Origin of the sequence: Lysinibacillus sp. FSL K6-0102 (assembly GCF_038003545.1) — a bacterium.
Taxonomy (GTDB): domain Bacteria; phylum Bacillota; class Bacilli; order Bacillales_A; family Planococcaceae; genus Lysinibacillus; species Lysinibacillus capsici.
Map to the genome: position 1 here is coordinate 3168438 of NZ_JBBOPH010000001.1, position 15148 is coordinate 3183585.

At 37.1% G+C, this 15148-nt stretch carries 18 protein-coding genes, 1 riboswitch and 1 other annotated feature; of the genes, 3 read left to right on the plus strand and 15 right to left on the minus strand.

What is annotated here, in order from left to right; translation table 11 throughout:
• Positions 1-22 precede the first annotated feature (22 nt).
• The 13 genes from NYE73_RS16130 to comGA all read right to left on the minus strand — a co-directional run bounded on the left by NYE73_RS16130 (position 23) and on the right by comGA (position 10872).
• A complete protein-coding gene (locus NYE73_RS16130; RefSeq protein WP_259950868.1) occupies positions 23-970 on the minus strand; it encodes an ADP-ribosylglycohydrolase family protein in 948 nt (315 codons plus the stop codon).
• A gap of 30 nt (positions 971-1000) precedes the next feature.
• On the minus strand, positions 1001-1768 hold the full coding sequence (locus NYE73_RS16135; RefSeq protein ID WP_259950867.1) for a macro domain-containing protein: 768 nt from the start codon (positions 1766-1768) through the stop codon (positions 1001-1003).
• 391 nt (positions 1769-2159) lie between these two features.
• A complete protein-coding gene (gene gcvPB / locus NYE73_RS16140; protein WP_048392265.1) occupies positions 2160-3623 on the minus strand; it encodes an aminomethyl-transferring glycine dehydrogenase subunit GcvPB in 1464 nt (487 codons plus the stop codon).
• Positions 3616-4962 carry an aminomethyl-transferring glycine dehydrogenase subunit GcvPA gene (gene gcvPA, locus NYE73_RS16145; protein ID WP_259950866.1) on the minus strand — a complete coding sequence of 449 codons (1347 nt, stop codon included), beginning with the start codon at positions 4960-4962 and terminating at the stop codon, positions 3616-3618. Before gcvPA ends, gcvPB begins: the two co-directional genes overlap by 8 nt.
• 25 nt (positions 4963-4987) lie before the next feature.
• The gene (gcvT, locus tag NYE73_RS16150) at positions 4988-6091 is read right to left on the minus strand and encodes a glycine cleavage system aminomethyltransferase GcvT (protein WP_054549144.1); all 1104 of its coding nucleotides are present in this window, start codon (positions 6089-6091) and stop codon (positions 4988-4990) included.
• A gap of 248 nt (positions 6092-6339) precedes the next feature.
• Positions 6340-6432, minus strand: a riboswitch (glycine riboswitch).
• A 144-nt stretch (positions 6433-6576) separates the two neighbouring features.
• Complete coding sequence (locus NYE73_RS16155; RefSeq protein ID WP_004231053.1) at positions 6577-7092, minus strand: shikimate kinase; 516 nt, start codon at positions 7090-7092, stop codon at positions 6577-6579.
• A gap of 20 nt (positions 7093-7112) precedes the next feature.
• Positions 7113-7274, minus strand: coding sequence for a hypothetical protein (locus NYE73_RS16160; protein WP_225340350.1), 162 nt, complete (start codon positions 7272-7274; stop codon positions 7113-7115).
• Between the two features lie 16 nt (positions 7275-7290).
• Complete coding sequence (comGF, locus tag NYE73_RS16165) at positions 7291-7716, minus strand: competence type IV pilus minor pilin ComGF (protein WP_054549143.1); 426 nt, start codon at positions 7714-7716, stop codon at positions 7291-7293.
• The gene (locus NYE73_RS16170) at positions 7709-8026 is read right to left on the minus strand and encodes a hypothetical protein (protein ID WP_112118304.1); all 318 of its coding nucleotides are present in this window, start codon (positions 8024-8026) and stop codon (positions 7709-7711) included. The genes comGF and NYE73_RS16170 overlap by 8 nt, the downstream gene beginning before the upstream one ends.
• Positions 8019-8456 (minus strand): competence type IV pilus minor pilin ComGD, encoded by a 438-nt coding sequence (gene comGD / locus NYE73_RS16175; protein ID WP_259950863.1) that lies wholly within the window; start codon positions 8454-8456, stop codon positions 8019-8021. Before comGD ends, NYE73_RS16170 begins: the two co-directional genes overlap by 8 nt.
• The gene (gene comGC, locus NYE73_RS16180; RefSeq protein ID WP_048392260.1) at positions 8456-8794 is read right to left on the minus strand and encodes a competence type IV pilus major pilin ComGC; all 339 of its coding nucleotides are present in this window, start codon (positions 8792-8794) and stop codon (positions 8456-8458) included. Before comGC ends, comGD begins: the two co-directional genes overlap by 1 nt.
• 10 nt (positions 8795-8804) lie before the next feature.
• Positions 8805-9878, minus strand: a complete 1074-nt coding sequence (gene comGB / locus NYE73_RS16185; protein ID WP_048392259.1) for a competence type IV pilus assembly protein ComGB — start codon at positions 9876-9878, stop codon at positions 8805-8807.
• Complete coding sequence (gene comGA / locus NYE73_RS16190) at positions 9853-10872, minus strand: competence type IV pilus ATPase ComGA (protein ID WP_259950861.1); 1020 nt, start codon at positions 10870-10872, stop codon at positions 9853-9855. The genes comGB and comGA overlap by 26 nt, the downstream gene beginning before the upstream one ends.
• Positions 10873-11199: 327 nt before the next feature.
• Between comGA and NYE73_RS16195 the strand changes: the two genes are divergently transcribed.
• Positions 11200-11910 (plus strand): helix-turn-helix transcriptional regulator, encoded by a 711-nt coding sequence (locus NYE73_RS16195; protein WP_048392257.1) that lies wholly within the window; start codon positions 11200-11202, stop codon positions 11908-11910.
• A 117-nt stretch (positions 11911-12027) separates the two neighbouring features.
• Positions 12028-12270: a DUF2626 family protein gene (locus NYE73_RS16200; protein WP_004231035.1), complete on the plus strand. Its 243-nt coding sequence runs from the start codon at positions 12028-12030 to the stop codon at positions 12268-12270.
• Positions 12271-12345: 75 nt separating this feature from the next.
• Here NYE73_RS16200 and NYE73_RS16205 read toward each other — a convergent pair whose 3' ends face one another.
• Positions 12346-12990 carry an MBL fold metallo-hydrolase gene (locus NYE73_RS16205; RefSeq protein WP_048392256.1) on the minus strand — a complete coding sequence of 215 codons (645 nt, stop codon included), beginning with the start codon at positions 12988-12990 and terminating at the stop codon, positions 12346-12348.
• Between the two features lie 169 nt (positions 12991-13159).
• Between NYE73_RS16205 and NYE73_RS16210 the strand changes: the two genes are divergently transcribed.
• Complete coding sequence (locus NYE73_RS16210; protein WP_004231029.1) at positions 13160-13339, plus strand: DUF2759 domain-containing protein; 180 nt, start codon at positions 13160-13162, stop codon at positions 13337-13339.
• A gap of 54 nt (positions 13340-13393) precedes the next feature.
• On the opposite strand, the gene tyrS is transcribed toward NYE73_RS16210, so the two are convergent.
• Entirely contained in the window at positions 13394-14608 is a 1215-nt protein-coding gene (gene tyrS, locus NYE73_RS16215) for a tyrosine--tRNA ligase (protein WP_259950859.1), read from the minus strand.
• A gap of 141 nt (positions 14609-14749) precedes the next feature.
• Positions 14750-14991: a binding site (T-box leader), on the minus strand.
• Between the last annotated feature and the right edge of the window lie 157 nt (positions 14992-15148).

Genomic DNA, 15148 nt, shown 5'->3' on the forward strand with positions numbered 1-15148 from the left:
CCGTCCTTTCCAATAAACTTTTTTACGTCTGCGCTGCACAAAATTCATAAAACGCCAGGATTAAGGCATCAACCTTTTGTTTACTGACAATTTTACCTAACCATTCTTCTGGAATATTGTCCAACTGTTTATACATTCCCGCGATCGATCCTGTAATTGCTGCAACGGTGTCCGTATCTTCTCCTAAATTAACTGCCATCAGAATCGCTTCTTTAAATGTTGTAGAATTACCTACACACCAAATAGCCGCTTCTAACGAATGAACAATATAGCCACTCGATTGAATCTCGTCTTCAGGCGTATTTAAAAAGTTTTCATGAAAAATCCTTGCATAAGCATTTAACTCTGCTTTCATTTCATTTTGTAAATTATTTTGAAGTAGTTCAAAGACCTCTTTTAAGGCCACTTCTAGTGAATTATTTCGGTATAAGCTTAATAATAGTTCAATGTAAATGATGGACCCTACTATGGAACGTGGATGACCATGAGTAATCTCTGTATACTGATGAACTAATTCTTTTCTTTTAGTAAAATCTACCTCATGCATGACAACGAATACTAAAGGAGCAATTCTCATTAACGTACCATTGCCATTATCAAACTCGGCCGTTTTACCACATTTTGCTGGCGGAACACCTTTTTTATAGTTCGAAACGGCTTCAGCTGTAGTAATTCCAATATCAAACATTTCGCCAAATGGTGTGAGATAGCCCTGCTCCATGTATTGTACAAATTTATTCATTAATGTTTTGGTATCCCCATTTTCAATAATGTTTTCGACCAGGCAGAGTGTTAAAGAAGTATCATCAGACCAAGTACCAGGTGGCTGATTGTAAGTACCGTACCCCATCACATCTTGCACATGGAAAGTCCCTCTTTGTTTAAACTCAACAGGTACGCCCATTAGATCACCGATAATCCCACCGTATAAAGTGTCAAACACCCGCTCCCTCAATTTTGTATCTACCATAGATGCCACCCCTAACTTTAATTTAATTTATCACAATTCAAAAACAGTACATTTAATTTTATAATAAATCAATTCCTCATTTATTATTTTTTCGATCTCTCTCCAATCTCCTCCAGCTAAACCTGAACCAATTTTAGGCATCTGTATCGATAATCTATTTTTTAATACAAACCTCGCAACTTTTCTTAAACATAAACGAAGCACATCATAATCAATATAGGTTGTACGATCTTTATCATTTTTCCTCACACCATGCTGTGCAAGCATATTGGCAACAAAAGTAGCTTTCTGCTGGTCTACACATACAAACTGAACCTCTCCTAACCCAAAAGTTTCTTTATCCTTAGACCATTTTACATAATCATTTTTAGCAATAGGGAATTGCTTTGATAAAGATAAAACAAAGCCTTTACCCCATTTTCCTAAAATATTGACTACATGAATAATGAGTGTATGTTCTTCTAAAGGAAGAGATGCATCGCCCTTTAAGTAGTTTATTGGAGATTTGTTAGCTACAATTCCCTCCTGCCATTTGTTCTCAAAATCTAATCTTGTAATAGGTACACTATCGCTTACATCTAAACTATCGATATGTCCGTCATACAATAAAAATCCAATATCTTCGTTCCAATCGTGCAATGATGAAGAACAGTACATATCATTTTTTATTATATTGATCTGCCTAGTTGCAACGCCATCATCAAATTCTGTATACAATTGTCCATAACCTTTTAAAAATTCAATATTATCACATTTATAGTATAATAGACTATTACCAAACTTGATATCTTCTTCCACCACTTTCCCCCCTTAATAGAACCAACCTAACCCTATCATATTTTTGTGCTTAATAAGGTGCAAAGATTTTATTAATTATACTTTCGATTGTAGATAGTTAGGCACTAACTCTAAGTCCTTAAATTGAATCCCTTTAAGATGGAATTTTTCACAGATTTAAATTTTTCTGAACAAAACAGGTATCTTCCAAGTTTAAATCGTTTAATGGAAATAAATCAAGATCAGAGTCTTTTAACACCAATCTTATATACTTATCAACGAAACTTCCATCAACTTTTAATTTTGCATTACTTAGCACTTCTCTTGTAAGATACTCAGATTTTTCATAACTAACTCATGCATGTCTTTTTGACAAAAAAACCGCTCACATGAACGTGAACGGTTTTGGAGACTATGCTTTTTGATAACGAAGCACTGGTGTACGAGCAGCGCGTGTTTCGTCTAGACGAGATACGACTGTTGTATGAGGTGCTTCTTGAACGATTGATGGATTTTCTTCTGCTTCTTTCGCAATTTGAATCATTACATCACAGAATGCATCTAATGTTTCTTTAGATTCTGTTTCAGTTGGCTCGATCATCAACGCCTCTTCCACATTTAATGGGAAGTATGTTGTTGGTGGATGGTAGCCAAAGTCTAACAGACGTTTTGCGATGTCTAATGTACGAACGCCTAGTTTCTTCTGACGACGACCCGATAAGACAAATTCATGTTTACAGTGACGGTTATATGGTAGATCATAGAATGGCTCTAAGCGACGCATCATGTAGTTGGCGTTTAATACAGCATATTCTGTAACAGCTTTTAAGCCATCAGGACCCATTGTACGAATGTACGTATAAGCACGAACATTGATACCAAAGTTACCATAGTAAGGTTTTACGCGTCCGATTGATTGTGGACGATCGTAGTCAAAGTGGTATGTGCCTTCTTCAGTTCTTACTAATACTGGTTTTGGTAGGAATGGAATTAAATCTGCTTTTACACCTACTGGACCAGAACCTGGACCACCGCCACCATGTGGGCCTGTAAATGTTTTGTGTAGATTTAAATGCACACAGTCAAAGCCCATATCGCCAGGACGTGCTTTACTCATTACAGCATTGAGGTTCGCACCATCATAGTACACTTTACCGCCTACAGAGTGAATTAGCTCTGCCATTTCGATAATGTTTTCTTCAAATAACCCTAGTGTATTCGGGTTCGTTAACATTAGTGCTGCTGTATCAGAACCTACTACTTTGCGAAGGTCTTCGATATCAACTAAGCCATTTTCATCTGATTTAACAGTGATTGTTTCAAAGCCTGCTACTGTCGCAGATGCTGGGTTTGTACCGTGAGCTGAATCAGGAACGATTACCTTGTTACGGTGACCTTCACCATTTGCTTCATGGAAGGCACGAATCATCATTAACGCTGTCCATTCTCCATGAGCACCTGCTGCTGGTTGTAATGTAACTTCATCCATCCCAGTAATTTCCACTAAAGAAGTTTGAAGATCATAAAGAAGCTCCATTGCCCCTTGTGCTGTTGATTCATCCTGTAATGGGTGAACATTTGCAAAGCCAGAAAGACGTGCAACTGTTTCGTTAATTTTCGGATTATATTTCATCGTACAAGAGCCAAGCGGATAGAAGCCAGAGTCTACTCCATGGTTTCTACGAGAAAGTGCTGTATAATGACGCATAATATCAAGCTCAGACACTTCAGGTAGTTCTGCTGCCTCTGAACGTACTAAGTTTGCAGGTAATAAATCTGCTAGGTCTACCTCAGGCACATCTAGTGCTTCTAAACTATAGCCAACGCGACCTTCTTTTGAAATTTCAAAAATGAGTGATTGATTTTCGTTATGCATTAAGAGCCCCCATTTCTGCAACAAGTGCATCAATTTCTTCTTTCGTGCGTAATTCAGTTACTGCGATTAGCACATGATTTTTAAGAGAGTCATAATTTTGACCTAAAGGATAGCCACCGATAATACCCTTTTCGATTAAGCCTTTATTGATTTCCTTCACACATTTATTCGTTTTCACAACGATTTCATTGAAGTGTGCGCCTTGGAATGCTACTGTAAAGCCTGCTGCTTCAAAGGCATTTTTTGCATAACGTGTTTTCGCGATATTTTGAGTAGCCATTTCACGAATTCCTTGTTTCCCAAGAGCTGTCATCGCTACAGAAGCTGCAAGTGCAAGTAGTGCTTGGTTCGAGCAAATATTGGAAGTTGCTTTATCACGACGGATATGTTGTTCACGTGCTTGTAGTGTTAATACGTATCCACGACGACCTTCACCATCCACTGTTTCACCAACAAGACGTCCTGGTACCTTACGCATCAATTTTGTTGTCACTGCAAAGAAACCACAGTGTGGGCCGCCGAAAGCTTCAGAAATACCAAATACTTGCGCATCACCTACACAAATATCAGCACCAAGCTTGCCAGGAGGCGTTAAAATTCCTAATGCCAATGGGTTAGAAGATACAACGAGTAAGCTTTTTGCAGCATGTGCAATATCCCCGATCACTTGGATATCTTCCACTTGGCCAAAGAAGTTTGGATATTGTGCAATAACAGCTGCTGTGTTGTCATCGATTAACTCTTTTAATGCATCCACATCTGTCACACCATCTTTTTGCGGGATAGTCACGATATCAATGGATTGACCATATGCATATGTAGCAACAACATCGCGATATTCTGGGTGCACTGTTTCTGACACTAAAATTTTCTTGCGACGCGTATGACCAGCTGCCAACATACCCGCTTCTGCCAATGCTGTACCACCGTCATACATAGAAGAGTTAGCAAGATCCATTCCCGTTAGCTCAGCAATCATCGTTTGGAATTCAAAGATGGCTTGTAGCTCACCTTGTGAAATCTCTGGCTGATATGGTGTATAAGCTGTATAGAATTCTGAACGAGAAATAACATGGTCTACGATCACTGGTTTATAGTGGTTATAAACACCTGCACCTAAAAATGATACGTTGGCATTTGTGTCCTTATTTTTAGCAGCAAGTGCCGTTAACTCTTTTAATAACGCAGATTCTGATTTTGCTTCTTTAATATCATAAAGGCCTTTAAAACGGACTTTCTCAGGAATATCCTCAAATAACTCATCGACTGAGGATACACCGATTACGTCTAACATTTCTTTTTGATCTTGTTCCGTCATAGGTAAATAACGATGTTTCATAAATGTAGGTCCCTCTTTTCAACTATTATTTTGAACGCTTGTAAAACGGTGTTTCTACTGTTATTACCTTTAAGTGTTTACCGCGAATTTCAATTTCTAGCTCAGTTCCGATTGTTGCGAATTGACTGTCAATTAATGCGTGACCAACATTACGTTTTGATGAAGGAAGCTGTGTACCAGTTGTCACTTCACCGATTTCTTGACCATCCTTAAACACTTTGTAGCCATGGCGTGGAATGCCTTTATCAATCATTTCAATGCCTACAAGTTTGCGTGGTAGACCATTTTCCTTTTGAGCCACTAATGCTTCATGACCAATGAAGCCTTCTTTATTTAATTTCACAGCGAAACCAATACCAGCCTCTAGAGGAGAAATTGTTGCTGATAGCTCTTGACCATATAGTGGTAGCCCCGCTTCAAAACGAAGTGTATCACGACATCCTAGTCCAGCTGGAACCACACCTTTTTCTTGACCTGCCTCTAAAATTTTACCCCAAAGCGCTTTGATGTCTTCTGGAGCTCCATATAATTCAAAGCCATCTTCACCTGTGTAGCCACTGCGAGAAACTAATACTTTATGTCCTGCAACCTCCACATTCTCTTGGAAGCGGAAAAATTTAATGGCACTTACATCAGTCGAAGTAAGTGATTGAAGAACTTCTTCTGCTAGTGGTCCTTGAAGAGCAATTTGTGCGTAGGCATCCGATTGGTTATCAATCGTCACATCATATTGATGTTGATTTTCCATCATCCAATCATAGTCTTTTTCAATGTTAGCTGCATTGACACATAATAAATAGTGATTGTCAGCTAATTTATATGTTAATAAATCATCAACAACGCCACCATCTTCATAGCACATTGCCGTGTACTGCGCTTGACCGTCAACAATTTTTGATACATCATTTGATAAAAGATTTTGTAAAAAACCTAATGCATCGGGACCTGTTACTAAAATCTCTCCCATATGTGATACATCAAATAAGCCTGCACGATTACGCACTGCATCATGTTCTTCTTTAATAGAAGAGAATTGAACAGGTAATTCCCATCCACCGAAGTCAACTGTTTTTGCACCATATTTCGCGTATTCTTCAAATAGAGGTGTACGTTTTAATTCATTCGACATTCTTTTTTGCCCCCTTATTGTTAGTTACATTTTTACTGGTAGTAGTTCGTCTGCTTTTTGTATTCCTACAGTCAATTGAGTAAAACGGGCTATAGACATAAAAAAAGACAGACGAACCCCTTTTCGGGATTCTCTGTCCTTGCACCTGAAAGTTACACCAGACTGGCTCGCAAGCTTTACCGTTGCCAATCAGTCGGCTTTCCCCTTTGGTGGCTGTTATTGTTATACTACAGCTCTCTCCAGAGTTGCGTCTTGTACGAGTCCTTTTACCTGAGAGATTCATAGCCCATTGCTACTTGCTCCTTCGGTGACGTCTACACGCTCTCTCCCCGCACAATCATCCGCCCAAGATAAATCTTGGTACTATTTAGTATTCAATGAACATTTAGTTACTTATTTGTCTATATCCTAACATTAAATGCATTGGAAAGGCAATCATTTTTTAAAAGATAATAAAACACGAACATTAAATAAAAATAAGCTATTTATCGTTCGTTTTTCAATCTTTTCACTTGAAATACTAAATACTCTAGAATTTGGCGAATCGTCCTACCTTCTGTCAGTACCTGAATATGACCTGCATCACGGTAAAACTTCCTTCTGTAGTGATACAGACTTTCTAGCTCCTCCTTTGTAGAGCTCTGTACAATGGGTCTATTTGGATCATGCTGAACTCGTTTATAAATATCCTCAAACGACGCATCTAAAAAAAACACCAGTCCACTGCGTCTCATAATTTTTCGATTTTCAGCATTGATGGCAACGCCACCACCAGTCGAAATAATACAGGCCTCGTCCCTAAAATTTTTCAAAAATTCTGTTTCTATTTCTCGAAAGTGGGCCTCACCGTATTTTTCAAAAATCTGTGGAATTGTCATCCCCTGCTGACGCACAATCTCATGATCCATATCATAATATGGCATCTTCAATAAATAGCTTAAACGTCTTCCTAATGCACTTTTTCCACTACCCATAAAACCAACTAAATATATTTTTCGCAATTCGATTCACCTTCTTATAACTACGATTCTACACTGTCTGACAAAATTTGTCCCAATAAATTTATCGTAGCTCGAACATTCAATTTTTCTAGCCCATCATATGTTCGATACTGCATTTCATAAGACATATAATACGCAAGAACAAAAGTAGTTACAAAAAATAATAATGCAATTGCGATCAAAAAAATAGCCCCTCTGTCATTTTTCAATAATTGGCACATAAAAGGTTCGCTCCTTTTGAATACCACTAGCCATTTCAACAGCTACCGTCAGCTTATTTTCGGAATAGCTAAATTGACATTTATTGATTCCTATTAGCATAGGAACATGTCCACCCTTTACCTGCTCACGAATAATATTCGAGTAGCAATCAATATGATGGAGCGTATTAGCTGTTTGGAAAGTTATTCTTTTTTGATCTTCACGAATGGAAAAGGTGGAAAGTTCTTTTAGAGAGAGGTTCAAGTCAGAAACAAATAGTTCCCACTTCGTTTGTTCATCTATTAGCATAGTTGATTTCATTTCAGCAAACCAAAGTATTATAAGGACAAAAAAATGAGAAATAAGCACAAAAACGACTAATTGAAACATAGCTTCTATTAATGTATAGCCTTTTTCATTCATGCACTTCACCTGTCACTTGGATACATTTTTGGCGTGACTCTTGTAAATTTTGAAATTGGACACAGACTTGTTGTTCGTCAACTATCCAATGATAAGCAACCTGTTCAATGGTCCGAGAGCCCTCTGTTACTTGAATCGCATGGTACTGTTTTAAACCTTCGTATGCTGTTTCAGCTGCAATTAGCTCCATTTTTTTATTAGCAAGATTTGTTTTCATCGTATAGGTAATGGGGATTAACGAGGTACAAAGCAGCATCAAAATACCCACACCTAAAATAGTTTCTACAAAAGAATAGCCTGACTCATTCAATCCTAGCTCTCCCTCGCCCTAATGTTATGATTACTTTTTTCTTGCCCTGTGGTGTTTTAAATGCGATGGTGCCTGCTGTCATCACATTGCCGCTATAGTTATATACAAGTGTTTGAATTGAACTCTCAGCTGGCAAAAATTCAACCCCCTTTGGAAAAGAGCGTTCATATAAATGAGTATAAATATCTTTTTGAATAGTATAACGATTTGTTGAACCATCCATTTTCAGGGCTATATATTGTCGTTGGCTCATACTATAGGTTTGAATATATTGAATATCCAGTTGTAATTGCGTAAAAAATCGTTCTAATTCCTTGGTTTCTGCTATTTTCAATGAGAATTTACTAACAATCGCTGTTAAACTCATAACAAGAAATAAGACAACCAGCATTTCAAAAATTGTAAAACCACCGTTTTTATGAACATTCATTAGCTATCCGTACCTGTTTCCAAGTTGACATTGGCTGGACGTACCTCTCCCTCATTAGTAATCACTATTTCTTCTTTATTTGGGCAGGTTGTTTCATTTTCCTTTAAATAGCCCTTTGCCACTAAATCCTCTAAGGTAGGATAAGCCATATAATCTACACGATACGCCTCTACTTGACCTTGTACCATGCTTATATAAGCCGTACAGCCTTTCTTATCTATTGTGGCGAAATGCTTTGTAACATTTGGAATTGTAATTAAAATAAGAATAGATATAATTAACAAAACTATAAGCATCTCAATTAAAGTAAAACCAGCTTGTTGGTTAAGACGTTTCATCATCTTCCTCCTAAACTAATTCAATCATGTGATAGATGGGTAATAATAAACTGATATAAGCCGCTATTATACAAGCAGCTATAAGGATAAAGAAACTTGGCTGCACAAAAGCTAATATTTTTTGCAAAAGCTGTTCCTGCTTTTCCATTAATAAATCGCTATACAATACTAACTCTTTTCCTAAATATCCGCTGTGCTCGCCATGCTCAACGAACATCGGAAAATCCTTTTGAAAAACGGCCATGATCGTTACCGCGTGTGTGAGTGATTCCCCAAAGATGACTCTATCTTTTATACGCTGTGAAAGAACTTGAAGAAATGGTTGTAGTTGCTGTTCCTCTAATAGCTGTAGGCTTGCTTGTAATGAAAATCCACTTTGTAGTAAGCTTCCTAAATAAGCAGCAAATTGCCTTGTCAAAGTCAACCTAAAATAGCGTTGTATAAAGGGGATTTTTAATAAGACTGTAAGTTGATGAGCAACAGCTTGTCGTTTAAGATAGAATCGAAAAAGGAATACGCTACCTATTACTATGAACATGGTCGAGATAACTACATCTGGAACATGCAATAACAGATTGGACAATGCAATGCTTGTCTCTTCTGTTTCAGAGGTACGACTGCCGACCATTCTTTCAATGTTCGGCAAAAAAAATGTACGAAACACAAAAAATAATAACAATAAAAAGATAATCAGTGTGACAGGATAGATCAGCAGCTTGATTAACTTTTTTTTAGTCTTTTCACTTACTGTTATCTGTTTAGCTACACCTTTAAATGCTTCTATCATGTGGCCATTGTTTTCCGCCACCTTAATTGCCATTAAATAATGATTCCCTAGCTGTAATGTTTCAAATATCCCTGCAACGCCTACTCCTTGTCTGAGCTTTTCATCAATTTGCTGCTGTATGTCCTCATGTGCTTCAATATGATGAGGTAGTAGCATGGAAATAGCTTGGGGAAATAAATATCCTTCCTGCATTAATACACATAAACGATTGAAAAGCTGAGCTTGCTCCTTTACCCGCCATTTCGTAGCCCGATTATAAAAAAGAACAATTTTATCGATGTATGTTTGTAACTGCATATAGGCTCTCCACTAATTCTTTTTGTCCCATTAATGTTACATCATAAGGAAGTTTGTAATTGCCCTTATTTTTGATGGCGGTGATGGCTCTTGATAGATGGTCATCATGTAATATCTCAAAGATAGCTCGACGTTCTTCATGTATAGCTGAGGTTTGAACAAGCATTTGGGCAACTATACCGATAACCGTTTGACGAAGCTCCTCTATCGACACACCTAAATCCATTAAACGATAGAGACAATTAATGGAGTCTTTTGCATGAATAGTGGAGACAACTAAATGCCCTGTTAGAGAGGCTTGGATGGCAATATTTGCTGTTTCTCTATCGCGAATTTCACCAATCATAATGACATCAGGTGAATGGCGCAAAATGGCTTTTAATCCTGCAGCATATGTAACGCCTGCTCGCTCGTTGACTTGAATTTGAAGTAAATTGGCTTGGCTGTTTTCTACAGGATCTTCTAAAGAAATCACATGTCGATTCAATTCTGTGGAACAGTAGTGGATGAGGGAATAAAGTGAAGTAGACTTGCCAGAGCCGGTTGCTCCCGTAAAAAACAGAAGACCTTGTCGGTTTTGTACCAGCTCCATGAGTTGGTAAGCTGCGCTTTTGGAAAAGCTTAGGGAAGTTAGTGGAAATGCATGATTTTGGAGAAGTAAACGAATAATTAAGCTTTCTTTTAAAAATACAGAAGGCAGTGTGGATACACGAAACGAATAAGAATTTTGCTCCATTGCCTTTTGAAAGGCACCGCTTTGAGGTTTACGACGCTCACTAATATCTAATTCTGCAAGAAATTTATAGTAAGAGATCATTCTTTCTGCAAGTTCATGAGGTAGCTCACCAGCGTGGAGAAGTTTATCATATTTTCGAAAATAGATCCGATATTTTATGTTTCCTGGAACTAGCAATAAATCGGATGCTCCAAAATGATAGGCCTTTAGTAAAAGTTGCTCACATTTTTGTTCAACAACTGTTTCAAAATTCTGCATATATGCACCTCTCTTTTAGTTCATTCGAATATGACCGCTCTATTCGTTATTTCCTAGTATAAGGAGGAACTCGCCACGAGAAAAGCCCTTTTCAGAAAATAAAAATTTATAAGTTAATTTTCTGCCAATAATGTTTTTTGCTATAAAAATGTGGATAAAGTGCAATTTTCCACTAAAAAAGAATATAAATACATGAAAAAATTAATATTTATGCCGAAATGAACTGTATCTTTTTCAATAATACAATATAATAGTATCAACATGATTATTTTCCTAACACTTGGTAGACGAACATAATTTTTATAATTAATTAAAGAGGTGAAGCTCATGATCCATCCATTAAAAATTACTAGTACACTAGCGGATGAAACAAGATACTCTATTTATGAGTACATATTGCAAGAGAAAAAAACAGTTACTGTACAACATATTGCTGATAAATTTGGTATCCATCCAAACGTTGCTCGACTTCATTTAACGAAGCTTTCAGAAATAAATATTATTACAGCTGACTATGTAAAAACAGGTAAAGGTGGCAGACCTGGACGTGTTTATAAAGCTTCAGAAAAAGGCGTATCTCTTACTTTTCCAAGACGTGATGAAGATCGTTTATTAAAATGGACGATACAATTAATTGAAGACTTTGGTCCATCTGCATTAACAAAGTGCCAGGAAATTAGCTACCAAGACGGCTACCAGCAAATGAAAAATTATATGAGTGCTGAATTGACATTAAGTAATTCTCTTTCCTTCGATGAAAAACTTCAGCTATTAACGGACAATGCCGCTTTAATTGGCTATATCCCACAGATTCAACAAACTGAGCAAGGAAAAAAAGTTATCTTCTCCATCTTCAATTGTCCATTCCAGGAGCAACTGACAGCCTATTCTGAAATTGTTTGTTCATTACATGAATCCTATTTAAAAGGGCAATTAGATGCATTGTTTACGAACAATGAATTTGTGCAAATGGAAAGTATGATACATAATTGCGATTTATGTAAATATGAAATAAACGTGACAGAAATCGATAGCTAGATTAAAAATCCATTTGTTTGTCACAAACATGGAGAAGTTCCAGTTTACAGACACCTTTCATATCATTTATAATGAGTAAGAGATTATTGTGTCGTGGGCAAAAGGAGGGGAAATTTCATGGATAATATGTATAAAGTTATGGCATTCTGGACAGGTATTTTTGCCGTTATGTTCTACCTTGGAGGTATGAACGAGGTATCGCTATTATTCTTAGGTAATACAGGTTTATTCTTATTATTAGGCTTCTTAAACCTTTCAGAACGTATGTACATGTACATTTTCGGAGCATATTTAACTGTATTCTTCGCTGGCTTCACGTACTATACAACATTCATTCACGTACCTGGTGGCGGTCATTAATACAAACAAAATCGCGTATCTCACTTTCGGTGAGATACGCTTTTTTATGTGCTAAAACAGTTTATTATCCATGTTTTAAAATCCATTTAAAAAAGGATTTGTCTCCATTTCTGCGCCTACCGTTGTATAATTACCGTGTCCAGGATAGATAATAGTATCCTCAGGTAATGTCAACAGTTTATTATGGATAGATTCCAATAAAATTTTGGTTGATCCACCTAATAGATCTGTACGTCCTACACCTTGTTCAAATAACGTATCTCCCACGATGGCAAAACCGTCATTTTCAAAGATATAAGAAATACTCCCCGGTGAATGCCCAGGTGTAAAAACAGCTTGAAACACAAAATTACTCATTTCAATTTGCTGTTCTTTTTTGATAATTGTATCTTGCGCTGGTGCAGCTACCCTATAATCTGGTAATGCAGGATATTTACTAGAGCCATTCTTCGTTGGATCTGCTAGCCAACTAACTTCCTTTTCATGAATCCATACAGGAACGTCAAATACCTCACGCACTGCATCTACTGCCCCTATATGATCAAAATGGGCATGTGTTAAAAAGATAGCAAGAGGTTTTAAGCCGTTGCTACGGATTGTTTTAATTAGACGCTCCGCCTCTTCACCTGGATCAAATACGATACATTCTTTTTCTTTATTCGATACGATATAGCAATTCGTTTGGACGGGACCAAGAGAATAACTTCGTACGTTCATCATAGTTATCACCTCAACTTCTTATTATACAGGCTTTGCCACAATTTGACGATAAATGTTCATAGTTTACAGTATTTTAGTCCTCGACAAAAACAAGTAGAACGTTTACAATTAAGGAGGAATATTGTTTGCGACATTCATTTTCTGATGTCGAAAGGAGTGTCTATTTTTAATGAACTTATTAATGGTTATTTTTGGTCTAGTAGCGATTTTAGCTGTATTTGGTACATTCCAAGCAATTAAAGAAAAGAACCTATTAAGCGTTGTTTTCAACTTATTAAGTGCTGCTGTATTCGGATGGTTCGTCATCATGACGATTGTTCACAGCGGTTACCCACCAAAATTACACTAAAATTCAGACAGAAAAAGAGCAGTCTCTTCGGAGATTGCTCTTTTTTGTCTATTATTACTTATTGAATTGAAGAAACCGCTTCTTGCCGATTTGTAGAACATCATTATTCATTAATACTTGTGATATGTCATCCATCGCCATTTTTTCTCCATTCAAGGATACTCCTTTTTGCTTGATTACCCTCAAAAACTCACTCTTACTTTGAATAAAACCCATTGCCACTAGTTGTGGAATGATATCCACGATTCTTTCCTTATCAATTTCTAAGAGCAGTATAGGAATGTTTTTCGGTATTTCCTTTTTTTGAAATGCTGCTTCAAAATAAGCTTTTGCTTCCTCCACTGCTGTAGATCCATGGTATAAAGCCGTTATAATTTCTGCTAATAGGAATTTCAAATCGCGGGGATTCTCTCCCTTTTGTAGTCTATCTTGAATAGCCTGCACTTGTAGTGGATGCTCATCTGTTGCTAATTCGAAATATTTGATAATTAAAGTATCTGGTACTTCCATCACCTTTTTAAACATAATCTCAGGTGCTTCATTGATGCCAATATAATTACCTAAACTCTTACTCATTTTTTCAATACCATCTAACCCCTCTAGTAAGGGCATAAAAATAGCAATTTGTTTTTCTAATCCTCGATGCTTTTGTAAGGTGCGTCCCATTAAAATATTGAACGTCTGATCCGTTCCACCTAACTCTATATCTGCCTCAAGTTCTACTGAATCATATGCTTGCATAAGTGGGTAGAAAAACTCATGTATACCAATTGGGATGTGCTGCTGGTAACGTTTCTGAAAATCCTCGCGCTCTAGAAGTCGAGCAACAGATGTTGTGGCTGCTAGCTTGATGACTTCTTCAAAGGACAGCTTCGCTAACCATTCACTATTAAAACGAACAGTTGTCTTGTTCGGATCTATTACTTTAAAAATTTGCTCACAATAAGTTTGGGCGTTTTTCTTCACTATATCGTCATTTAAGGCTGTTCGCCCCTTAGCTTTACCTGTAGGATCGCCAATTCGTCCTGTAAAATCACCGATAACAATAACTGCATGATGGCCTAAATCTTGCATTTGCTTGATTTTCCGTAGAACAACCGCATGACCTAAATGAATATCTGGTGCGGACGGATCGAGCCCTAGCTTAATCGTTAAAGGTCGCTGTTCTTTATACGATCGCTCTAATTTTTCAAATAAATCCTGTTCATCAACGATCTTGTTAGCACCCTTCTTGATAATCGCTATTTGCTCCTTTGGTGTTAAAAACATACGAAACATCTCCTTGTAATATTAAATATTAATATTGCAAGTTCTATAAGAGTAAATGGGGTACCGATTTTGTTTACAAGGCTTTAATAGCTTTACACGTTTTTGCTTAGAAGGCATAAAAAAAACGCCTTTAGGAAATTCCTAAAGGACGTAGATAAACGTGTTACCACCTTTTTTCGAGAGCTATTCACATAGCTCTCCTCAACAAGTACAGCCATAGCGATACTTTTGCAATGATTACGGATGCAACCCCGTCGTAGCCTACTATAGTTTCGGTACGCAGCTCCAAGATGTATTCACTTTAATATCCCCTTGCGCCTCTCAACAACCGGCTACTCTCTGTCAGTTCCATTAAAGTTACTCGTTCTTTTCGATGCCTTTCACTCTTATACTCCGAAATGCGAAAAACAAATCTTCGTTATGCAGATATTTACACTTATTATAATCGTATCTTGCTATTTGTCAATAAAAAGAAATGTTCAATAAAGTGTATTCACGTTGCATAGTGTTGTAAAACATTGCGAAAAGTGTTTTCTTTAG